Annotated in this window: 20 protein-coding genes and 1 tRNA gene; 15 read left to right on the top strand and 6 right to left on the bottom strand. The window is 69.5% G+C overall.

The window, feature by feature from the left end; genetic code table 11:
* Window position 1: 1 nt before the first annotated feature.
* Window positions 2-610, bottom strand: coding sequence for a gamma-glutamylcyclotransferase family protein (locus tag GE300_RS09870; protein ID WP_233416917.1), 609 nt, complete (start codon window positions 608-610; stop codon window positions 2-4).
* Between the two features lie 136 nt (window positions 611-746).
* Here GE300_RS09870 and GE300_RS09865 point away from each other — a divergent pair, with 136 nt between their 5' ends.
* Window positions 747-1,151 (top strand): hypothetical protein, encoded by a 405-nt coding sequence (locus tag GE300_RS09865; RefSeq protein ID WP_233416916.1) that lies wholly within the window; start codon window positions 747-749, stop codon window positions 1,149-1,151.
* 6 nt (window positions 1,152-1,157) lie between these two features.
* On the opposite strand, the gene GE300_RS09860 is transcribed toward GE300_RS09865, so the two are convergent.
* Window positions 1,158-2,279, bottom strand: coding sequence for a hypothetical protein (locus GE300_RS09860; protein ID WP_233416915.1), 1,122 nt, complete (start codon window positions 2,277-2,279; stop codon window positions 1,158-1,160).
* Window positions 2,280-2,305: 26 nt separating this feature from the next.
* Window positions 2,306-4,291: a DNA topoisomerase IV subunit B gene (parE, locus tag GE300_RS09855; RefSeq protein WP_154446390.1), complete on the bottom strand. Its 1,986-nt coding sequence runs from the start codon at window positions 4,289-4,291 to the stop codon at window positions 2,306-2,308.
* Between the two features lie 164 nt (window positions 4,292-4,455).
* Between parE and GE300_RS09850 the strand changes: the two genes are divergently transcribed.
* On the top strand, window positions 4,456-5,127 hold the full coding sequence (locus GE300_RS09850; RefSeq protein WP_154446389.1) for a dimethylsulfonioproprionate lyase family protein: 672 nt from the start codon (window positions 4,456-4,458) through the stop codon (window positions 5,125-5,127).
* A gap of 6 nt (window positions 5,128-5,133) precedes the next feature.
* On the opposite strand, the gene GE300_RS09845 is transcribed toward GE300_RS09850, so the two are convergent.
* Window positions 5,134-6,408 (bottom strand): bifunctional alpha/beta hydrolase/OsmC family protein, encoded by a 1,275-nt coding sequence (locus GE300_RS09845; RefSeq protein WP_154446388.1) that lies wholly within the window; start codon window positions 6,406-6,408, stop codon window positions 5,134-5,136.
* A 179-nt stretch (window positions 6,409-6,587) separates the two neighbouring features.
* On the opposite strand from GE300_RS09845, the gene GE300_RS09840 reads away from it, so the two are divergent.
* From GE300_RS09840 to GE300_RS23860, 4 genes are all read left to right on the top strand, one after another.
* Window positions 6,588-7,499, top strand: coding sequence for an endonuclease/exonuclease/phosphatase family protein (locus GE300_RS09840; protein WP_154446387.1), 912 nt, complete (start codon window positions 6,588-6,590; stop codon window positions 7,497-7,499).
* Window positions 7,500-7,562: 63 nt separating this feature from the next.
* Entirely contained in the window at window positions 7,563-7,880 is a 318-nt protein-coding gene (locus GE300_RS09835) for a TraR/DksA family transcriptional regulator (RefSeq protein ID WP_154446386.1), read from the top strand.
* A gap of 4 nt (window positions 7,881-7,884) precedes the next feature.
* Window positions 7,885-8,193, top strand: coding sequence for a hypothetical protein (locus GE300_RS09830; RefSeq protein WP_154446385.1), 309 nt, complete (start codon window positions 7,885-7,887; stop codon window positions 8,191-8,193).
* On the top strand, window positions 8,090-9,406 hold the full coding sequence (locus GE300_RS23860) for a pentapeptide repeat-containing protein (protein ID WP_407647714.1): 1,317 nt from the start codon (window positions 8,090-8,092) through the stop codon (window positions 9,404-9,406). Before GE300_RS09830 ends, GE300_RS23860 begins: the two co-directional genes overlap by 104 nt.
* Before the next feature lie 471 nt (window positions 9,407-9,877).
* Here GE300_RS23860 and glnA read toward each other — a convergent pair whose 3' ends face one another.
* On the bottom strand, window positions 9,878-11,287 hold the full coding sequence (glnA, locus tag GE300_RS09815; protein ID WP_154446383.1) for a type I glutamate--ammonia ligase: 1,410 nt from the start codon (window positions 11,285-11,287) through the stop codon (window positions 9,878-9,880).
* Between the two features lie 49 nt (window positions 11,288-11,336).
* On the bottom strand, window positions 11,337-11,675 hold the full coding sequence (locus GE300_RS09810) for a P-II family nitrogen regulator (protein ID WP_154446382.1): 339 nt from the start codon (window positions 11,673-11,675) through the stop codon (window positions 11,337-11,339).
* 185 nt (window positions 11,676-11,860) lie between these two features.
* On the opposite strand from GE300_RS09810, the gene GE300_RS09805 reads away from it, so the two are divergent.
* The 9 genes from GE300_RS09805 to GE300_RS09765 all read left to right on the top strand — a co-directional run bounded on the left by GE300_RS09805 (window position 11,861) and on the right by GE300_RS09765 (window position 20,216).
* The gene (locus tag GE300_RS09805; RefSeq protein ID WP_154446381.1) at window positions 11,861-13,495 is read left to right on the top strand and encodes an NAD(P)H-hydrate dehydratase; all 1,635 of its coding nucleotides are present in this window, start codon (window positions 11,861-11,863) and stop codon (window positions 13,493-13,495) included.
* A gap of 136 nt (window positions 13,496-13,631) precedes the next feature.
* Window positions 13,632-13,716, top strand: a tRNA-Leu gene (locus GE300_RS09800).
* Between the two features lie 45 nt (window positions 13,717-13,761).
* Window positions 13,762-15,096, top strand: coding sequence for a trigger factor (tig, locus tag GE300_RS09795; protein ID WP_154446380.1), 1,335 nt, complete (start codon window positions 13,762-13,764; stop codon window positions 15,094-15,096).
* A 161-nt stretch (window positions 15,097-15,257) separates the two neighbouring features.
* Window positions 15,258-15,656 carry a helix-turn-helix domain-containing protein gene (locus GE300_RS09790; protein WP_233416913.1) on the top strand — a complete coding sequence of 133 codons (399 nt, stop codon included), beginning with the start codon at window positions 15,258-15,260 and terminating at the stop codon, window positions 15,654-15,656.
* A 1-nt stretch (window position 15,657) separates the two neighbouring features.
* Window positions 15,658-15,924, top strand: a complete 267-nt coding sequence (locus GE300_RS09785; protein WP_154446379.1) for a succinate dehydrogenase assembly factor 2 — start codon at window positions 15,658-15,660, stop codon at window positions 15,922-15,924.
* Window positions 15,925-16,007: 83 nt separating this feature from the next.
* On the top strand, window positions 16,008-16,517 hold the full coding sequence (locus GE300_RS09780) for a MarR family winged helix-turn-helix transcriptional regulator (RefSeq protein ID WP_407647707.1): 510 nt from the start codon (window positions 16,008-16,010) through the stop codon (window positions 16,515-16,517).
* A gap of 661 nt (window positions 16,518-17,178) precedes the next feature.
* The gene (locus GE300_RS09775) at window positions 17,179-18,399 is read left to right on the top strand and encodes a helix-turn-helix domain-containing protein (RefSeq protein WP_154446378.1); all 1,221 of its coding nucleotides are present in this window, start codon (window positions 17,179-17,181) and stop codon (window positions 18,397-18,399) included.
* Window positions 18,400-18,490: 91 nt separating this feature from the next.
* Entirely contained in the window at window positions 18,491-19,624 is a 1,134-nt protein-coding gene (gene ispG / locus GE300_RS09770) for a flavodoxin-dependent (E)-4-hydroxy-3-methylbut-2-enyl-diphosphate synthase (RefSeq protein ID WP_154446377.1), read from the top strand.
* Between the two features lie 4 nt (window positions 19,625-19,628).
* On the top strand, window positions 19,629-20,216 hold the full coding sequence (locus GE300_RS09765) for a DUF1499 domain-containing protein (RefSeq protein WP_154446376.1): 588 nt from the start codon (window positions 19,629-19,631) through the stop codon (window positions 20,214-20,216).
* Window positions 20,217-20,240 lie beyond the last annotated feature (24 nt).

Raw genomic sequence — 20,240 nt, 5'->3', positions numbered from 1 at the left:
CTCAGCCGGCTGCGGGTTCCGCCGCCGGTTCCGGACTGCCCAGCAGCCCGGCCCAGTCGGCGTGGCCCGCTGCGGTCAGCGCCGCGACCGCCGCCAGCCGCCCGGGCCGGCGGTGCTGCGGGTCCGGATCGAAGCGGTGGCGGCGGTAGCGGGCGACCAGCGCGGCGTCCAGCCCGTGCTGCCGCGCGCCGGCGACGATCAGCGCCAGGTACCAGTCCAGCGGGTTGATCGGCGCGATCGGGGCGCAGGCGATGTAGGTGCTGGCCGCGAGCGGCGCGCCGTCCAGCCGCACCGCGACCGAGTCGAGCCGGTGATAGCCGTGGCCGACGCCCTCGATCAGGTCCAGCGTCGCCAGATCGCCGTCGCTCAGCGCGTACAGCACGCCGTGCGCGGTCTGCCGTGCCGCTGGCAGGATTGTCGCCTTGCCGGAGCCGTCCACGGTGCTGAGCTTGGCGAACGCGACGCGGTGCCCGTCCAGCGTCGCGCGGCCCAGCGGCCGGGCGCCGGGGCAGCGCGCGGTCAGCCGCTGCGTCAGCAGGTTCGAGCCGTAGGCGAAGTAGAGCCGGGTCATCGCCGCAGTCTGAAGCGCGGCGATGTCGGGTGCAAGCATTGACCATTGTTCCGGATTGCGCCGCGCACTAGCTTTCCGGCGAGGGGGTCGGACCCTGCCGGAGCCGTGGTTGCGCGCGCGCGTCGGCATGGCCCGCCTGGCCGGAGACCCGAAGATGGCTGGAAGGGGACCGCGAATGATCGTGACCGGACGGGCGGCCGTGCTGATCCTGCTGCCGGTGCTGGCGGCATGCACCCCGCCGCTGGACAGCTGCGTGCGGCAGGCCACCGGGGACCTGCGCGCCGTGCAGGCCGACATCGCGCGCACCGCCGGGAACATCGACCGCGGCTACGCGATCCACCGGCAGGTGGTGCGCACGCCGCAGATCGGAATTTGCGGCGGCTTCGGGCAACATCGCGGCCCGATCGGCATCCAGGTGTCCGGCTGCCGCGGCCCGGACTACACCCGGCTGGAGACGCCGGTGCCGGTGGACGTCACCGCCGAGCGGCAGAAGCTGGTCGCGTTGCGGGAAAGGGAACTGACGCTGCGGGCGCAGTCTCAGCCCGGCGTCGCCGCCTGCTACGCCCGCTATCAGGGCTGACGCCGGTCAGTCGACCCGGTCGACGAAGCCGCCGCCGGTGCTGATGAAGGCATCGCGCGGAATCGCGCCGCCGCGGATCAGGCGGGCGCGCACCCGGTCGATCTCGCGCACCGGGAACGGCCCCAGCGCCGTCGCGTACATGCCGTTGCGCGTGCGCACCCGGATCAGTTGCGCGTCCGCCGGCAGGCCGTCGGCCTCGCGCCGAAGCGCCGCGGCGCTGCGGGCGCTTTCCAGCACCAGCCAGCGCTGGTCCGCGGGAAGGGACAGCGGCAGGTCGATGGCCGCGGTGGCGTTTCCGGTCCCGGTCGTCGCCCCTGCTTCCGCCGCGCCGGACGCGGTCACGGCCTCCCGTGTCGCGGTCTCTGCCCCGGTTTCTGTCCCGGTCTCTTTCTCGAGCGCGCGCCCCGGATCGAGTTCCGCCGCGGCCACGGTGCCGATCGCGGCGGGATTCGCCCGCTCCGGTGCCGACGGGTCCTGCTCCGGCGCTGCCGCCCGCGGCGCCTGCGCCGGGGCCTCTGGTGCGTCCTCCGGCGTCTCGGCCGGGGGCTCCTGCGCCGCGGCGGCGAACGCGCGGTCCGCGCCTTCGATGGCGATACCGGCCGCCTGCGCCGCCGCCGGCGTCAGCCAGGCGCTGCGGTCCGGATCGCCCGGCCGGAAGGTCATCGCCGGGAACAGCGGCTTCAGCCGGGTGTCCCGCAGGTAGTTCCGCACCAGCGTGGCCAGCGCCGCGGCCGAGGGCGCGGCCACGGTCGCGGTGGTGTCAATGCTCAGGTTCACCCGCGCGTCCGGCGCCATGTAGCGCGTCGCGCCCGCCAGCCAGGCCAGCGCGCAGCCCGAGGCGCAGCGGCTTTCCGGCACGATCGCCGTGGCGTAGCCGCGGGCGGAGATCAGCGCGCCGATCTTCATCGCCGTCACCGGGTCGCCGCCGGGACCGCGCAGCAGCACGATCGCGTCGTCGACGCCGTCGACGGCGGTCAGGAAATCCAGATCGTTGCCGACCGCGAGATCGCCGGCGATCATCACCAGGTGCGGACCGGACAGGGTCGCCAGCCGCTCGATCTGCGCCGCCTGCGCGGCGCCCGCGGCCAGCCCCGCGGCCGCAACCAGCAGCCCTGCGGTCGCTACCACCAGCCCTGCGGCTGCGCGGCGCATGTTCACACGTCCAGCGCTTCGACGAAGCGCGCGTTCTCCTGGATGTAGCTGAAACGCATCTCGGGCTTCTTGCCCATCAGCCGTTCCACCAGGTCCAGGGTCTCGCCCGGTTCGTCCTCGTCGATCGAGACGCGGATCAACTTGCGGGTGGCCGGGTTCATCGTGGTTTCCTTGAGGTCTTTCGCGTCCATCTCGCCCAGGCCCTTGAAGCGCGACACGTCGATCTTGCCGCGCCCGCCAAGGCCCTTCTGCATCAGCCGGTCCTTTTCGGCGTCGTCCATGGCATAGACCCGGTGTGCACCCTGAGTCAGGCGATAAAGTGGCGGACATGCGAGGTACAGGTGGCCATTGTCGATCAGCGGCCGCATCTGGGTGAAGAAGAACGTCATCAGCAGCGCCGCGATGTGCGCGCCGTCGACGTCGGCGTCGGTCATGATGATGACCTTGTCGTAGCGCAGGTCCTCGACGTTGAACTTCGTGCCCATGCCGGTGCCCAGCGCCTGGCACAGGTCCGACAGCTCGGTGTTCTGGCCCAGCTTGGAACTGGCCGCGCCCAGCACGTTCAGGATCTTGCCGCGCAGCGGCAGCAGCGCCTGCGTCTCGCGCAGGCGCGCCATCTTGGCGCTGCCGCCGGCGCTGTCGCCCTCGACCAGGAACAGCTCGGTGCCGTCGCGGGTATTGCGCGAGCAGTCGACCAGCTTGCCGGGCAGCCGCAGCCGCTTGGTGGCGGACTTGCGGCTGGTCTCCTTCTCGGCCTTGCGGCGCTGCCGTTCCTCGGCCTTCAGCACCAGGTAGTCGAGGATCGCGCCCGCCGACCTGGTGTCCGAGGCCAGCCAGTGGTCGAAATGGTCGCGCACGCTGGCCTCGACCAGGCGCTGCGCTGTGGCGGTCGACAGCCGGTCCTTGGTCTGGCCGACGAAGTCCGGCTCGCGGATGAAGACCGAGATCATCGCCGAGCCGCCGGCCTGCACGTCGTCGCGGGTGACCTGCGCCGCCTTGCGGTTGCCGACCAGCTCGCCGTAGGCGCGGATGCCCTTCAGGATCGCGGACCAGAACCCGGCCTCGTGCGTGCCGCCCTGCGGCGTCGGCACGGTGTTGCAGTAGGACGAGACGAAGGCGTCGCGGCCGGGGGTCCAGTTGATCGCCCATTCGACATAGCCGGCAGTGTCGTCGCGGAACTTCTCGGCGAACACCACCTTGCCGGCGAATGGCGCCTCGGCATAGGTCGCGGCGCCGTGCAGGCGCTCGTTCAGATAGTCCGCCAGCCCGCCGGGAAAGTGGAAGCTGGCTTGCGCCGGGGTGTCGTCGTCGTTGCCCAGCATTTCCGGCGCGCATTTCCAGCGCACCTCGACCCCCGAGTACAGATACGCCTTCGAGCGCGCCATCTGGTGCAGCCGCGCCGGCTTCAGCCGCGCGGCGGCGCCGAAGATCTGCGGATCGGGCAGGAAGGTGAAGCTGGTGCCGCGCCGGTTCTGCGTCGGCCCAAGGTTCTGCAGCGGGCCCTGCGGAATGCCCTGCGAGAATTCCTGCGCGTACAGCGTCTTGTTGCGCGCCACCTCGACCCGGATGTGCGACGACAGCGCGTTGACCACCGAGGCGCCGACGCCGTGCAGGCCGCCCGAGGTCTGGTATGACTTGCCGTTGAACTTGCCGCCCGCGTGCAGCGTGCACAGGATCACCTCAAGCGCCGAGCGGTCGGGGAACTTGGGGTGCGGATCGACCGGGATGCCGCGGCCGTTGTCGCGCACCGTCACGCTGCCGTCGGCGTGCAGCTCCAGCTCGATCCGGTTGGCGTGGCCGGCGACGGCCTCGTCCATCGAGTTGTCCAGCACCTCGGCCACCAGATGATGCAGCGCGCGCTCGTCGGTGCCGCCGATGTACATGCCGGGGCGCAGGCGCACCGCCTCGAGCTGCTCGAGAACCTCGATCGACGAGGCGTCGTAGCCGGTGTCCTCCGGCAGATCGTTGAACAGGTCGTCGGCGGCCATTGTTATGCTCGATATAGTGGTTTCTTGATCCGGCATTAGAACATCTGGAGGGATGCGGTGCAATACCGCGCCGCGCACCGTACCGGGGACCGCGGCGCAAACGCTTGCGGCGCGGCGCGATTCACGCGACATGGGGGGCGGCGAGGCGATGAAGCGATGGGTAGATGACCGACGAGCGGATTACCAGCCTGACCGAGACGCCCGACTGGCGCTATCTGCTGAAGGAGTTCTACGAATTCTACCGGCGCATGTCCTCGGGCGGCAGCGACAAGATCCGGGCGCACCAGCGCGCCGTGCGCGAGGCGATCAGCAAGACGCTCGCCGACCGGCCCGCCGTGCGCCTCGGCCCGCCGGTGCGGCGCCCGGTGACGGTGCACCTGCGCCGGGCGCTGGACCTGGGGCGGCGCTATCAGATGGACGGGGTGATCCGCGCCATCGACGCGGTGGCGGACGATCTGAGCTGGCAGTTCGGCTATGACAAGGTCCCGAAGGGGCTGGAGAACCGCTATGCCTATGCCGAGATCGCGGGGCCGAACGGGCCGGTCGCGACCGAGCGGGTGATCCTGGGGCTGGTGCTGTTCGCGCCCGGCTGCGTCTACCCGGCCCACGCCCACGACGACATCACCGAAAGCTACATCTGCCTGTCCGGCGCGGTGTCCGAGAACCACCAGGGGGTCTACGAGCCCGGCTCGCTGATCTTCAACCCGCCCGGACACATGCACCGGATCACCGTCTCCGACCGCGAGCCGTCGCTGCTGGGCTATGCCTGGGTCGGCCCGGCCGAGCAGCTGCGCGGCCAGAAGATGGTGTTCTCCCGTCCGCGGCCGGGCCGGTGACCCCGCTCAACCGGTGATCCCCCGCGCCGCTTCCGGGCAGCCGGCGGCGGTTTGCCCGACCGTTGCGGGCTCCAGTTGCGTGCGGATCTCGATCCGGGCATGCAGCGTGCGGTGCACCGGGCACTTTTCGGCGATCTCCAGCAGGCGGCTGCGCTGCGCCGGGTCCAGATCGCCGGTCAGGGTGATCCGCCGGTGCATCACGTCGACCTTCTCGCCGCCGTTGCAGTGCCGGCAGTCCGACGCGTGCACCTTGTCGTGGGTCACGTCCACCGAGACATGGGTCAGCGGCCAGCCCTTGCGCCGGGCGTACATCCGGATCGTCATCGAGGTGCAGGCGCCCAGCGCCGCGGCCAGGAACTGGTACGGCGTCATGCCGGCGTCGGTGCCGCCGAAGGCCTTGGGCTCGTCGGCGCGGGTGTAGTGCCGCGGCCCGGCGATCACGTCCTGCAGAAAGCCGTCGGGGTCGGCCTCGGCGACGCGCACCACGCCCTCGGGGGCGCCGATCGGCGCGGCGGGCTGGTGGATCCGCAGGTAGCGGCGGCTCCAGGTGGCGATCAGCTCGGCGGCGTATTCGGCATCCTTGGCGCGCGTCAGCAGGTGGTCGGCGTCGTCCAGCGTGACGAAGCTTTTCGGGTGCTTCGCGGCCAGGAAGATGTCCGAGGCGTTCTCGATCCCGACGGTCTCGTCGGTCGGCGCGTGCAGCACCAGCAGCGCCTTGCGCATCGTGCGGATCGCCTCGCCCAGCCGTGCGGCCGAGATGTCCTCGAGAAAGGCGCGGCGGATGGTGAACGGCCGCCCGCCCAGATCGACCTCGGCCTCGCCCTCCTGGCGGATGCGCTCGATCTGCCTGGCGAAGTGGTGCGCGACGTGGCCGGGATCGCACGGCGCGCCGATCGTCACCACCGCGCGCGCCGAGGGCACCTGCGCCGCCGCCTTCAGCACCGCCGCCCCGCCCAGCGAGTGGCCGATCAGCAGGCCGACCGGGTGGCCGAGCGTTTCCATGTGGCGGCAGGCCAGCACCAGGTCATCGACGTTCGAGGTGAAATGCGTGTTGGAAAACTCTCCCTGCGAATGCCCCAGCCCGGTGAAGTCGAACCGCAGCACCGCGATTCCCATCGCCGCCAGCCGGTCCGAAATCCGCCGCGCCGCGGCGATGTCCTTGCCGCAGGTGAAGCAGTGCGCGAACACCGCCGTCGCCAGGTGCCCGACGCTGGGGCGGTCGAGGCGCGCGGCCAGGCTGTGACCGGCGTGGCCGGTGAATGTCAGTTTCTCGGTCGGCATGGCGGGTTCCGTGGGATCCGGGCGATTGATTGGCAAGCATGCCGGAAGGTGAGGGGCGGCGGAACCGGATGCGAGAGGCTGGCACGGGATTGTGAGGGCCGGGGACGGCGCGTGAGGACGGGCTGGCCGGACAGGGGCCATTGCGTGCATGCTGCCGGGGCGAAGGGTGAGAGGACGACATGACGGACGCGATTCGCGGGGCGGTTTCGCTGTGCACGGCGCTGGCCATCCTGCTGACGCTGGCGGGGTATTTCGGTCACGCGCATCCGGCCTTCGACACGCTGGGCGCGCTGCGCATCCAGTTCGCGGTGGCCTTCGTCGGCGTGCTGCTGTTCTCGGTCGCCTTTGCCGCGCTGACCGCGCGGATGCTGGCGCTGACCGGACTGATGATCGCCGGCGCGGGGATCGCGCCGGCGGCGCTGCCGGCCGAGCGGGTGACCTCGGCCGACCTGAGCGTCTACAGTCAAAACCTGCGCTACGACAACGGATCGCCCGAGGCGGTGCTGTCCGCGATCGAGGCCTCGGACGCCGACGTGCTGGTGCTGCAGGAGGTGAGCGAGGGCAACATGCGCGTCATCGACCGCCTGCGCCGGCGCTACCCCGCCAGCATCGTGTGCGATTTCACCGGCGTCGGCGGCGTCGCGATCCTGTCGCGGATTCCGGACACCGGGCCGACCGGCTGCGCCGAGGGCGGCGGCGCGGCCTGGCTGCGGGTGGTCACCGCGTCGGGGCCGCTGACCGTGGTCGGCCTGCACCTGTACTGGCCCTGGCCCTACGGGCAGGCGGCGCATGTCGACCGGCTGGCGCCGGCGCTGTCGGCGCTGGCGGAGCCGGTGCTGATCGCCGGCGACTTCAACGCGCCGCCGTGGACCCACAGCGTCGACCGGATCGAGGCGGCCACCGGCACCCGCGTCGTCGGCGGGCTGCGGCTGACTTACCGGCGGTCCGAGATCTGGCCCGGGCTGCCGCTGGACCATGTTCTGGTATCCGAGGACATCGCCGCCGAGACCCGGCAGCTGGGCACCAGTGGTTCCGATCACGCGGCATTGCTCAGCCGCGTCGCCTTCCGTGTCCGCGCTGCGGTGCGCTGAGCTTGCGATACAATTTGCGCGCGAGGCCCGATCTGGTTCAATCTGGACGAAAGGGAGGAGCCGATGACCGATATCGACAAGCGGCGCGAGCAGCTGGAGACGCGCCTTGCCGAGCTGGAGGCGAAGTTGCGCGGGATCGAGCAGGAGCTCGACCAGCCGATGCCGAAGGACGACGAGGACCGCGCCACCGAGCGCGAGGGCGACGAGGTGATGGAAAGCATCGGCCGCGGCGGCCTGCACGAGATCCAGATGATCCGCGCCGCGCTGGACCGGATCGACAAGGGCACCTACGGCATCTGCGCGAACTGCGAGGAGCCGATCTCGGAAGAGCGGCTGGACCTGGTGCCGCACACGCCGCTGTGCCGCAACTGCGCGAGGTGACCCGATGAGTTTCGAATCGCTGAAGGCCAGCGCCTACGCGCTGCTGGAGGAGATCGCCGGCACGCCCACCGACCGGCACGTGCTGCACGAGCGCCTGCAGGAGACGATCCGCGAGATGTGGGCGATGGGCCAGACCCCGCCGAACGATCTGGTCGAACTGGAGGAGTGGCTGGCGCGCGACCTCTCGGCGCGGACCGCCGGGCAGGCGCATGCGCCGCTGCCCGACAGCGTGCGCCGCCGGGTACGGGACCGCCGCCCGGGCGGCGACCGTCCCGACGACGGGCGGCCGGACCGCGACCGCGGGCGCGACTGATTATCTAGCGGCCGAACCGGGGCGGCGGCGCGATCCATACCTCGATCAGGCCCGGCTCCGGCGGCGGCCGGTAATGGGTGAAATCCCGTGCCTCGGCGGCCAGGCCATAGGCGGTCAGCACCCGTGCGACGCGTTCGGCGACGGCCCGGTCCGAGGCGTGGAAGAAGCGCACGTTCGGCGCCCCAAGGCCGAAGCGGAAGGTGCGCACCGCGAACACGTCCAGCCCGTCCGTCATCAGGTAGCCGGCCACCGCGCGCCCGAAATCGACGTCGGCGTCGTAGGGCACATGCACCGCCACCCGCGTCCCGCTCATGCCCGCCGCGGGCCGGTCGAGCGCGGCGAGGCCGGTGCCCGGCCCCGGGCTCACGGTCGGCAGCTGCCTGCTGCGGCCCGTCTTTCCGGCGCGGGGTTCCGCATCGCGGCGGTCGCGGCGGTCGCGGCCCTCGGACACGGGCAGCGTGGGCGAGCGGTCGGCCCGCGGCCCGGCCTCGGGGGTGGCCAGCGTGGACGCCGTTGCCAGCGCGGGACGGCCCTCGGCCGGGCGCGGCGGCAGCGCGTCGCCGCGGCTGCGCGTCAGTCCCACCGGCGCCGACAGCGCGTCGGCGATCCTGGGGCGCTCGGCCGGCCCGTCGGATGGCGGGTAGGCCCGGTCGGCCTGTGGCAGCGCACGGTCCGCGCGCGGCGCTTCGGGCGCCTTGCGCTGCGCGGCGCGGGCCGCGGTCTCGGCCCCGGGCGGGCGCGGCAGCACGTCGGGCGCTTGCCGGTAGGCGGTCTGGCGCGGCGGACGGTCGGCCGGCGCGCCGGACCGGGTCTGTGCGATATCCCGCACTTCGTCCGTCGCGGGCGCACCGGTAGCCGGAGCCGCGTCGATCACCGGCGCGGGCGGCACGGCGTCAATCTGCGTGGCGCCGATCTGCGTGGCGTCGATCTGCGCGGTGTCGTTCTGCGTGGTGTCGTTCTGCGTGGTGTCGATCTGCGCGGCGGCGATGATGTCGCGCACCAGCCGGGTGGTCTGGCCGTTCTGCGCGGTGCGGGGCGGGGCCGGCGACAGAACTTCGGCCAGCAGCGCGATCGGGATGATCAGCGCCAGCGACCAGTATCCGGCGCCGCGCAGCCACCTGGGCCCGCGTCTATCGGCGCGCCATCGGTCGAGTCCGCGGGGCAGGATCCGCTCCGCGCGACCGACTTGTCCTGGCCCGGTCCGACCGTGTAACAAAACCACCGTCCCCCGCGTACTGCGGATACCCACTGCACTGCCGGCGCGCGCGCCGGTCGGCGGCGGCACTTCGGCCCCCGCCATGGGCGTTGCCGCCCTGAATCACTGTCGATCTGCCCCAATCGCGAACGGCGGCCGCGCCGCCATCCGACCGGACCATGATCCGCCGGATCGGCGTGCGTGGCAAGCCCGGGGCGCAAGGGACTGTGAAAATTGTCGGAATGCCCGCCTCTGGGCGGCGGTAAGGCCGCCGCCGGGGCGGGCTGGCGATCGGCCGGTCGGTTCCGGACCCCGGCCGGTGGCAACGGGCCGGCGGATAATTGTCCGCGCCGGAGGCCCGGCCGCGCCCGTGCGCGTACTGTCGTGCGTATTGCCGTGCGTACTGCCGCGAGTATTGCCGTGCGCGCTGCCGCGCCCGAAGGATGGCGCTGGCCGCGGGGCGGCCAGCGTCGGCGCGCTGACCGCGGGTCAGCAGCTGTAGTACATCTTGAACTCGACCGGGTGCGGGGTGTGCTCGTAGGCGTACACCTCTTCCCACTTGAGTTCCGAATAGCCCTGGATCTGGTCCATGGTGAACACGCCGCCGGCGGTCAGGAACTCGCTGTCGGCCTCCAGGCTTTCCAGCGCCTCGCGCAGCGAGCCGCAGACGGTCGGGATGCCGGCCAGTTCCTCGGGCGGCAGGTCGTACAGGTCCTTGTCCGCCGCGTCGCCCGGGTTGATCTTGTTCTTGATCCCGTCCAGGCCCGCCAGCAGCAGCGCCGAGAACGCCAGGTAGGGGTTGGCCGACGGATCCGGGAACCGGGTCTCGACGCGTTTCGCCTTCGGGCTTTCGGTCCACGGAATGCGCACCGAGGCCGAGCGGTTGCGCGCCGAATAGGCCAGCAGGACCGGCGCCTCGAAGCCCGGGATCAGCCGCTTGTACGAGTTCGTCGACGGGTTGGTGAACGCGTTCAGCGCCTTGGCGTGCTTCAGCACGCCGCCGATGTACCACAGCGCCTCGTCGCTCAGGTCGGCGTACTTGTCGCCGGCGAACAGCGGCTTGCCGTCCTTCCAGATCGACTGGTTGACGTGCATCCCGGTGCCGTTGTCGCCGGCGATCGGCTTGGGCATGAAGGTTGCCGACTTGCCGTAGGCCTGCGCGACCTGGTGGATGACGTACTTGTACTTCTGCAGGTTGTCGGCCTGCTCGGTCAGCGTGCCGAAGATCAGCCCCAGCTCGTGCTGGCACGACGCCACCTCGTGGTGGTGCTTGTCGACCTTCATGCCGATCCGCTTCATGGTCGACAGCATTTCCGAGCGCAGATCCTGCGCGGCATCCACCGGGGGCACCGGGAAGTAGCCGCCCTTGACGCCCGGACGGTGGGCCATGTTGCCCATCTCGTACTCGGTGTCGGTGTTCCAGGCGGCGTCATGCGCATCGACCTCGTAGCCGACCTTCTCCATCGAGACCGAGTAGCGGACGTGATCGAAGATGAAGAATTCGGCCTCGGGGCCCCAGAACGACTGGTCGCCGACGCCCGAGGACTTCAGATAGGCCTCGGCCTTCTTGGCGGTGGTGCGCGGGTCGCGCTCGTAGGCCTCGTTGGTGTCCGGCTCCAGCACGTCGCAGTGCACGCAGAGCGTCTTTTCCGCGAAGAACGGGTCCATGTAGGCGGACGATGCGTCGGGCATCAGCTTCATGTCGGACTTGTCGATCGACTTCCAGCCGGCGATCGACGAGCCGTCGAACATGAAGCCTTCGGACATGAAGTCCTCGTCGACCAGGTCGTTGATCACCGTGACGTGCTGCAGCTTGCCGCGCGGGTCGGTGAAACGGACGTCGATGTACTCGACCTCCTCGTCCTTGATCGTCTTGAGAAACTTTTCGGTGTCGCTCATCGGTGTCTTCCCTGGTCTTGGATCTGGGCTTGGATTGGGGGGAGGGGCGTCAGAGGGCGTCGGAGCCTTCTTCGCCGGTGCGGATGCGGATCGCCTGATCCACGTTCGAGACGAAGATCTTGCCGTCGCCGATCTTGCCGGTCTTGGCGGCGGCGATGATCGCCTCGATGGCCTGGTCCAGCATCGAGTCGTCGATCACCACCTCGATCTTCACCTTCGGCAGGAAGTCGACGACATACTCGGCGCCGCGGTAGAGCTCGGTGTGGCCCTTCTGGCGGCCGAAGCCCTTCGCTTCGATCACGCTGAGCCCCTGGATGCCGATTTCCTGCAGCGCCTCCTTCACCTCGTCGAGCTTGAAGGGTTTGATGACGGCCTCGATTTTCTTCATGTTTCCGGTCTCCAATGCCCCCGTGCACGGGACGGGTGGTCGTGTTTCGGGCGGTGAAAGCACCTCGCCCGGGCGATTTCAAACCGGTAGCATGGGGCGAGGCGGGGCGTCAGCAGGATTTGCGGGATCTTGCCCATTATTTGTGCAGATTGCCCAACCGGTGGGCTGGGTGAAAAGGTAAAGCGATGAGCGAGCTGCTGACCGCCGCCCAGATGCGGGCCATCGAGAAGGCTGCGATCGACAGCGGGGCCGTCACCGGGCTGGAGCTGATGGAGCGCGCCGGCCGCGGCGTGGTCGAGGCGATGCTGGACTGGCGCCCCGAACTGGCCACGGCCCCGCACCGGGCGGTGGTGCTGTGCGGGCCGGGCAACAATGGCGGCGACGGCTTCGTGGTGGCGCGGCTGCTGACATGGCGCGGCTGGAAGGTGGAGGTGTTCCTCTACGGCGACGAGGCCAGGCTGCCGCCGGATGCCGCCGAGAACTGTCGGCGGTGGCGGGAGATGGGGGAGGTGAGGCCGAGCGCCGATCTGGACGGATTTGACGGTTATGCCGAGATCCGCGTGGATGCGCTGTTCGGCGCCGGCTTGCAGCGCGACCTTGCCGATGCCGAGGCGCTTCGATGCGCACAGGCCATTCGCGGTGAAAACTGCGTCGCTGTGGATTGTCCATCGGGGCTATGCCTCGACAGCGGCCGCTTCCGTGTGCCGAAAGACCAGCGCGATCACTTTCTCGACACCGCGCTGACGGTGACATTCGAATTCGAGAAAATCGGTCACCGATTGGCCGACGGACCGCAGATCTGCCAGCGCCTTCGCACCGTCCCGATCGGTCTGGATCGACTGAAGGCAATGCGCGAAATCGGACGAGTACGGGACCCGGGAAGGCCGGGCAGGTTCGACAGGACAGCAGCTGTCACGATGGTCCCGCCGTCGGTCTCCGAGCCATCCAACGCGCGCGATTATCTCGCGAAGACTTTCAATACCCACAAATACACCCACGGCCACGCCCTGATCCTCGCCGGCGGCGTCGGCAAGGGCGGCGCCGCGCGCATGGCCGCGCGGGGTGCCCTGCGCATCGGCGCCGGCCTCGTCACCCTCGGCTGCCCGCCCGCCGCCGTGATCGAGAACGCCGCCCAACTGAACGCCATCATGTTGCGCCCCATGGGCGATGTCGACGCCCTGACCGCCGCGCTCCAGGACCCCCGCCTCGCCGCCCTGCTGATCGGCCCCGGCCATGGCGGCGGCGAGGCGACCCGCGCCATGACCCTCGCCGCCCTCGCCGGCAACCGCGCCACCGTCCTCGACGCCGACGCGCTCACCGCCTACGCGGGCGATCCCGGCACCCTTTTCGCCGCCCTGCACGAGCGCTGCGTCCTCACCCCCCATGCCGGCGAGTTCGCCCGCCTGTTCCCCGACATCGCCGAAAAGCTCAGCCAGCCCGCCACCAGGGGCCCCGCCTTCTCGAAGGTCGACGCCACGCGCGAGGCCGCCGCCCGCGCCGGCTGCACCGTGCTCTACAAGGGCGCCGATACCGTCATCGCCGACCAGACCGGCCGCGCCGCGATCAGCTCCGCCCATTACGACCGCGCCGCCCCCTGGCTGGCGACCGCCGGCGCCGGCGACGTGCTGGCCGGCTTCATCACCGGCCTGCTCGCCCGCGGCTTCTCTCCGATGTCCGCCGCCGAGACCGCCGCCTGGCTGCATGTCGAATGCGCGCGCAGCTTCGGCCCCGGCCTGATCTCCGAGGACCTGCCCGAGCAGCTGCCTCGGGTGTTGCACGAGCTTGGCGTCGGCGGAGCGGGCCGGGCGCGATCCGGTTGACGCGGGCTTCGGATCCGGTTGACGCGGGCTTCGCCGGGGTGCGACCCTCGACGGTGAAATTTCTGCTCGCCCCCGCCGGATCGCTTTGCTAGAAGGCGCGGGATTTCGGGACGCCCGGCGCCCGGACGCCGGTGATGCGGGTGTGGTGGAATTGGCAGACACGCCAGATTTAGGTTCTGGTGCCGCAAGGCGTGGGGGTTCAAGTCCCTCCACCCGCACCAGGCGCCGGCGGCGGGCGGCAACACGGCAATAAGGACGACGGACGGATGCAGGTCACCGAGACCCAGAACGAAGGACTGAAGCGGGCCTACGCGATCACGCTGACCGCGCAGGAGCTGGACCAGAAGGTCAACGCCAAGCTGGAAGAGGCGCGCAAGAACTTCCAGATGAAGGGCTTCCGCAAGGGCAAGGCCCCGGCCGCGCTGATGAAGAAGATGTTCGGCAAGTCGGTTCTGGGCGAGGCGATGCAGGAAAGCATCGACGAGGCCATGCGCGAGCATTTCGAGCAGACCGGCGACCGTCCGGCGATGCAGCCCGACGTCAAGATGACCAACGACGAGTGGGAAGAGGGCCAGGACGTCGAGGTCGCGCTGAGCTACGAGGCGCTGCCCGAGGTACCCGAGGCCGATTTCTCGGGCATCGAGCTGGAGAAGCTGGTCGCCGAGATCGACGACGCATCGGTGTCCGAGGCGCTGGACAACCTGGCGAACTCGGCCAATCACTTCGAGTCGCGCGCCGAGGGCGATGCGGCGCAGGACGGCGACCAGGTGGTGATCGACTTCGTCGGCAAGATCGACGGCGAGCCGTTCGACGGCGGCTCGGCCGAGGACTATCCGCTGGTGCTGGGCTCGAACAGCTTCATCCCCGGCTTCGAGGAGCAGCTTCAGGGCGCGAAGGCCGGCGAGGAGCGCAACGTCGAGGTCTCGTTCCCCGCGGAATACCAGGCCGAGGCGCTGGCCGGGAAGCAGGCGGTGTTCGAGTGCAGGATCAAGGACGTCAAGGAGCCGAAGCCGGCGCCGATCGATGACGAGCTGGCCAAGCGCTTCGGCATGGACGATCTCGAGGCGCTGAAGGCGCAGGTGCGCGAGCGTCTGGCCGACGAATACGCCGGCGCCGCCCGCCAGGTGCTCAAGCGCAACCTGATGGACAAACTGGACGAGCAGTTCGACTTCGACCTGCCGCCGAGCCTGGTCGAGACCGAGGCGAAACAGATCGCGCACCAGCTGTGGCACGAGGACAACCCCGATCACCAGGGCCACGACCACCCGGAAATCGAGCCCACCGAAGAGCACAACCGGCTGGCCGAGCGCCGCGTGCGTCTCGGCCTGCTGCTGGCGGATGTCGGCAACAGGGCCGAGATCAACGTCAGCGACGCCGAGATGCAGCAGGCGATGATGGCCCAGGCCCGTCAGTACCCGGGCCAGGAGCGCGCCTTCTTCGAGTTCATCCAGAAGAACCCCGGCGCCCAGCAGCAGCTGCGCGCGCCGATCTTCGAGGACAAGGTCGTCGACCACATCGTCGAGCAGGCCAAGGTGACCGAGAAGACCGTGACCAAGAACGAGCTGCAGAAGGCCGTCGAGGCGCTGGACGACGACGCCTGAGCCTCGGGCCGGTGAACTTCGATGGCCCCGCCCGCGGGGCCATCGGCATTTTGCGGCCACGGCCGCCGCGTGACGCGAACGCGCGCTTGCAGGTCGGAGGCGGATGCGCCGGACCCGCGCCGCCGCGCTAAGCGGGATCAGACCTTCCGAAGGAGGAGCCGTTGTCCGAAGCCGACCACACCGCCGCCGAACAGGACTATTCCGACCAGGCCGCGACCTTCGGCGACCGCATCGTCGCCGCGCGCGAGATGATGGGCATGAACCAGGCCCAGCTGGCCCGCCGGCTGGGCATCAAGACCCAGACCCTGCAGAACTGGGAGGAAGACCGCGCCGAGCCGCGGGCCAACAAGCTGCAGATGCTGGCCGGGGTGCTGAACGTGTCGATCGTCTGGCTGATGAGCGGCGAGGGCCCGGGCGTGAGCGTCCGCGACGACGGCGCCGCGCCGCCGGACCTGCGCGACATCGTCGCCGAACTGCGCGAGCTGCGCGCGCTGCAGACCGATCTGGCCAACCGCACGCTGCGCCTGGAGCGGCGGCTGATCGGGCTGCTGCGAGAGTGACATGAGAGCCGCCCCCGACCTGCCGCCGCACCGGAAGCGGCTGCTGCTGCGCTGCTGGCGCCGCGGCACCAGGGAAATGGACCTGATTCTGGGCCCCTACGCCGACGCCCGCATCCAGGACATGACCGCGGACCAGCTTGCCGCCTTCGAGGCGCTGCTGGTCGAGAACGACCAGGATCTCTATGCCTGGATCACCGGGCAGAGCCCCGCGCCCGCCGCGCTGGCGGCGGTGCTGGAGCCCGTCCGGCGCTTTCACGGCATCGGCTGACGCGATTCGACGGCATTAACCGGATATTGTCGGTATTCGTGAAGTTTCGGGAAGAACCTCTCCCGAAGACACGGATGTTGCCCATGAACGCGCTACCCAAGACCAACTCGCCGCAGGCCGACGCCGAAGGTGCCGGCTACATGCCGCAATACCTGGAGCTTCTGGCGATAATCGAGCGTTTGCATCGGCTTCTGCTGGATGTCGTCAAGGACGAGTTCGAACGGCTTGCGATCCTCGACATCAACGCGGTGCAGGCGCTGCTGATCTTCAACGTCGGCGACAACGAGGTCACGGCGGGCGAGCTGAAATCGCGCGGCTACTATCAGGGCTCGAACGTCTCCTACAACCTGAAGAAGCTGGTCGAGGCGGGGTACATGCATCACGAGAAGTGCCACATCGACCGGCGCGCGGTGCGCATCCGGCTGACCGACAAGGGACGGAAGATCTCCAGCATCGTCGGCGAGCTGTTCCGCGACCAGGCCGAGGAACTGCGCGCGCAGTCGCGGCTGGGAAACGTCTCCGTGGGCGAATTGAACGACGCCTTCCGCCGGCTGGAGCGGTACTGGACCGACCGGATCCGGTACATCTACTAGGACGGTCGGCTGTTTTCCGCCACCTGTCCGAAAGCGGCGCGCGGGGCCGGGGTGGCCACGCCCCCGTCATCGCCGGGTATGCAAGAAGTCGCGCGCAAGCGCCCGGAACGGTTGAACAATCCGTTCCCCCGAACGCACGCGACGACGGCCGGAACCGGGCCGATCGCACGCGCCGGCCGCTGCCGGACCGGGCTGCGCAGCACCGCGGACCGCCGGCGTTTCAGGGCCGAAACAGGCAGTGCAGCGGTGCCCGTCGATCATCAGAACCAGGCCGCAACCTGCTGGGAACAGGGAACATTCACGGAAGTCGCCGGGGGCGGTTGGACCTTGTGGCCGGACCCGCCCCGCGCCGCGGCCGGCGGCACTGCAGCGCACCGCCGCGGCCGAAGATGCGCCGTCTTGTACGATCACGCGTTCGTGTTAATACCTTGCCTGCGGCGGTGCGGATCGGCCGACGGCAGGCCTGCGGCCGGAGCAACGGACAAAAATGGCGCGGGACTGCGTTCGCTTTGCAGCAGGTCGGTCATGATCACGTCAAGAAGCAAACATCCTGTCCACATGGATTGGGTTTAGTGATATTCAAGACTCAAAAAACCAATGATTGGCAGGACATACGATTCGTTCGTCCAGAGCAGGCAGAGAAGGGGCGGCACGAGAATTGATGGGCAGTGAGGATCGGGATATCGGACTGCGTGGTTTCGACGCCTACGACGTGACGCTCGGCGACCACCTGAGGGGCGAGCGCGCGACGCTCGGGAAATCGCTGCTGGACGTGCAGCGGGAATTGCGGATCCGTGCCTCGTACATCGCGGCGATCGAGAACTGCGACAAGGCGGTGTTCCCGAACCCCGGTTTCGTCGCCGGTTACGTCAGATCCTACGCGCGGTACCTGAAGCTCAATCCGGACGAGGTGTTCGCGCGCTTCTGCCATGAAAGCGGGTTCAGCGGCCCGAACGCCGCGCTGCAGAACCGGCAGTCGGACAGCGCGGGCCGGATCGTCGCCTCGGGTCCGGTGAAGGTGTCGTCCGACGATCCGCTGATGCGCTCGTTGCGGGTGCCGGCATCGGATCTGCAGCCCGGAATGCTTGAGCGGTTGTCGGTCTCGGCGATCGGCTCGCTGCTGGTGCTGTTGCTGCTGGTCGGCGGTGTTGTCTACGGCGGCTTCCAGGTGCTGCAGAACATCCAGCGGGTGACCATCGTGCCGGTCGACCAGCGACCGGACACGCTGTCCGACGTCGCCGGTCTCGAGACGCCGATCCTGAACGCCGAGGATACCTCGCTGTCGCAGGCCCCCGACGCCGGGCAGGCGAATTCGATCGACCTTGCGCGGCTCTACCAGCCGCGGGAACTGGAAGTGCCGGTGGTCGAAAGCCGCGACGGCCCCATCGTCGACATCGACCCGACGCGGTCGGGCCTGTTCGTCGCCACGCGGACCGAGCGCGAAGGCCAGGAGGCGGAAGAGGTGCTGCGCGCCGTCATGGCCTCGGAACAGCCGATCCTGCCGAGCGAACAGCCGGACCCGCAGGTGCGCGAACCCGCCGCCGTCCCGGTCGTGCATGTGGTGGCGCGGCAGCCGGCGTGGGTGCGTGTCTACCTGACCAACGGCACGGTGCTGTTCGAGAAGATCCTCGACACCGGCGAGACCTATACCCTGCCGACCGACATCGACCAGCCGCCGCTGCTGCGCGCCGGCAACGCCGGATCGGTCTACGTGGCGCTGGGGGACACCAGCTACGGGCCGCTGGGCAACGGTGCCTCGGTGGTCAAGAACGTCTCGCTGTTGCCGGACGACGTACGCGCCGGCCTTCCCCAGCTGACCGACCCGCCGGAGCTGATCTCGGCCACGGTCAGCGCGCTGAACCTGCCGCCTGCGGCGCAGTAGCACGTCCCGGCGGCGTCCCGCCCCAGTGACATCCCGCGGCGGTTTGATTACATCGCTGACTGACGCAACGTCCAAAGCGGAAACCTGTTTCATGATGCAGAACCACGTCCGACCGTGGCGCAACATCTACCGCCGCAAGAGTCGGCAGGTCCGGGTCGGCGACGTGCCGGTCGGCGGCGACGCGCCGATCAGCGTGCAGACGATGACCAACACGCTGACCACCGACGCCGCGGCCACCATCGCCCAGGTCCGGGCCTGTGCAGAGGCCGGGGCCGACATCGTGCGCGTGTCCTGCCCCGACGCGGCCTCGACCGCGGCGCTGCGCCAGATCGTGCGGGAAAGCCCGGTGCCGATCGTCGCCGACATCCATTTCCACTACAAGCGCGCGATCGAGGCCGCCGAGGCCGGCGCCGCCTGCCTGCGCATCAACCCCGGCAACATCGGCTCGGAGGACCGGGTGCGCGAGGTGATCCGCGCCGCCCGCGATCACGGCTGCTCGATCCGCATCGGCGTGAACGCGGGCAGTCTCGAGAAGGACCTGCTGGAGAAGTACGGCGAGCCCTGTCCCGAAGCGATGGTCGAGTCGGGTCTGCGCCACATCCGCATCCTCGAGGACAACGACTTTCTCGACTTCAAGATCAGCGCCAAGGCGTCGGACGTGTTCCTGGCCGCCGCCGCCTACCAGGGCCTGGCCGACGCCACCGACGCGCCGATCCACCTGGGCATCACCGAGGCGGGCGGGCTGACCACCGGCACCATCAAGTCGGCGATCGGGCTGGGCAACCTGCTGTGGATGGGCATCGGCGACACCATCCGGGTCAGCCTCTCGGCCGACCCGGTCGAGGAGGTCAGGGTCGGTTTCGAGATCCTGAAGGCGCTGGGCCTGCGCCACCGCGGCGTGAACATCATCTCGTGCCCGTCCTGCGCCCGCCAGGGCTTCGACGTCATCAGGACCGTCGAGATCCTGGAAAACCGGCTGGAACACATCAAGACGCCGATGAGCCTGTCGATCATCGGCTGCGTGGTGAACGGCCCCGGCGAGGCGCTGATGACCGATGTCGGCTTCACCGGCGGCGGCGGCGGGCACGGCATGGTCTACCTGGCCGGAAAACAGGATCACCGCCTAGATAATGACAAGATGATCGACCACATTGTCGAGATGGTCGAGAAGAAGGCCGAAGAACTGGAAGAGGCGCGCAACGCTTCGCAGGCAGCCGCGGAATAACACCATGAAAACAATGCTGGTGATCGTCATTCTGGGGCTCATGGGCCTGTTGGGGTACCTGGCCTATGTCGTCAGGACGATCGATCACGATCCCGCGGTCTGGCATGTCGAGCCGTTGAACGCGCCGCCCTCGGACTCCCCCAACGACTTCCGGGTCGCGCCGCCAGAAGTGTCGGAACATCCCGTCCAACTGGACGCGCCGGTCTATGCCGGCGACGCCCGGACCCTCGCCGCCGCCTTCGACGAGTTCATCATGGCGCAGCCGCGGGTCGAGCGGGTCGCCGGCACCGTCGACGAAGCCTGGCTGACCTATGTGCAGCGGACCGAGACGCTGATGATGCCGGACTACATCAGCGTGCGGTTCTACGACCTGGAAGGTGCTGAGACCGAGATAGATACCGCGCAGACCAGTGCGGCATCGGGCGCAACCGGCACGGACGCCACCGATGCCGCGCCCGCGCCCACCGTCGAGCCGCGCGCGACCGTCGCCATCTATTCGCGGTCCCGGTTCGGGTACGGCGACATGGGCCTGAACGAGGAGCGCGTCACCTCCTGGCTGCGCGCGCTCGACAGTTTCGTCGCCGACGAGTGACCGCGCCTGCTTGACCTTCGCGCG

The organism is Halovulum marinum (assembly GCF_009697225.1).
Classification (GTDB): Bacteria; Pseudomonadota; Alphaproteobacteria; order Rhodobacterales; family Rhodobacteraceae; genus Halovulum; species Halovulum marinum.
This window is presented reverse-complemented; position numbering and strand designations above follow the sequence as displayed.

Bases quoted from the DNA above. Each gene is read 5' to 3' on its own strand.
- GE300_RS09870 (WP_233416917.1), bottom strand. From the start codon at position 610: ATGCTTGCACCCGACATCGCCGCGCTTCAGACTGCGGCGATGACCCGG.
- GE300_RS09865 (WP_233416916.1), top strand. From the start codon at position 747: ATGATCGTGACCGGACGGGCGGCCGTGCTGATCCTGCTGCCGGTGCTG.
- parE (WP_154446390.1), bottom strand. From the start codon at position 4,291: ATGGCCGCCGACGACCTGTTCAACGATCTGCCGGAGGACACCGGCTAC.
- GE300_RS09850 (WP_154446389.1), top strand. From the start codon at position 4,456: ATGACCGACGAGCGGATTACCAGCCTGACCGAGACGCCCGACTGGCGC.
- GE300_RS09845 (WP_154446388.1), bottom strand. From the start codon at position 6,408: ATGCCGACCGAGAAACTGACATTCACCGGCCACGCCGGTCACAGCCTG.
- GE300_RS09840 (WP_154446387.1), top strand. From the start codon at position 6,588: ATGACGGACGCGATTCGCGGGGCGGTTTCGCTGTGCACGGCGCTGGCC.
- GE300_RS09835 (WP_154446386.1), top strand. From the start codon at position 7,563: ATGACCGATATCGACAAGCGGCGCGAGCAGCTGGAGACGCGCCTTGCC.
- GE300_RS09830 (WP_154446385.1), top strand. From the start codon at position 7,885: ATGAGTTTCGAATCGCTGAAGGCCAGCGCCTACGCGCTGCTGGAGGAG.
- GE300_RS23860 (WP_407647714.1), top strand. From the start codon at position 8,090: ATGCGCCGCTGCCCGACAGCGTGCGCCGCCGGGTACGGGACCGCCGCC.
- glnA (WP_154446383.1), bottom strand. From the start codon at position 11,287: ATGAGCGACACCGAAAAGTTTCTCAAGACGATCAAGGACGAGGAGGTC.
- GE300_RS09810 (WP_154446382.1), bottom strand. From the start codon at position 11,675: ATGAAGAAAATCGAGGCCGTCATCAAACCCTTCAAGCTCGACGAGGTG.
- GE300_RS09805 (WP_154446381.1), top strand. From the start codon at position 11,861: ATGAGCGAGCTGCTGACCGCCGCCCAGATGCGGGCCATCGAGAAGGCT.
- tig (WP_154446380.1), top strand. From the start codon at position 13,762: ATGCAGGTCACCGAGACCCAGAACGAAGGACTGAAGCGGGCCTACGCG.
- GE300_RS09785 (WP_154446379.1), top strand. From the start codon at position 15,658: ATGAGAGCCGCCCCCGACCTGCCGCCGCACCGGAAGCGGCTGCTGCTG.
- GE300_RS09780 (WP_407647707.1), top strand. From the start codon at position 16,008: ATGAACGCGCTACCCAAGACCAACTCGCCGCAGGCCGACGCCGAAGGT.
- GE300_RS09775 (WP_154446378.1), top strand. From the start codon at position 17,179: ATGGGCAGTGAGGATCGGGATATCGGACTGCGTGGTTTCGACGCCTAC.
- ispG (WP_154446377.1), top strand. From the start codon at position 18,491: ATGATGCAGAACCACGTCCGACCGTGGCGCAACATCTACCGCCGCAAG.
- GE300_RS09765 (WP_154446376.1), top strand. From the start codon at position 19,629: ATGAAAACAATGCTGGTGATCGTCATTCTGGGGCTCATGGGCCTGTTG.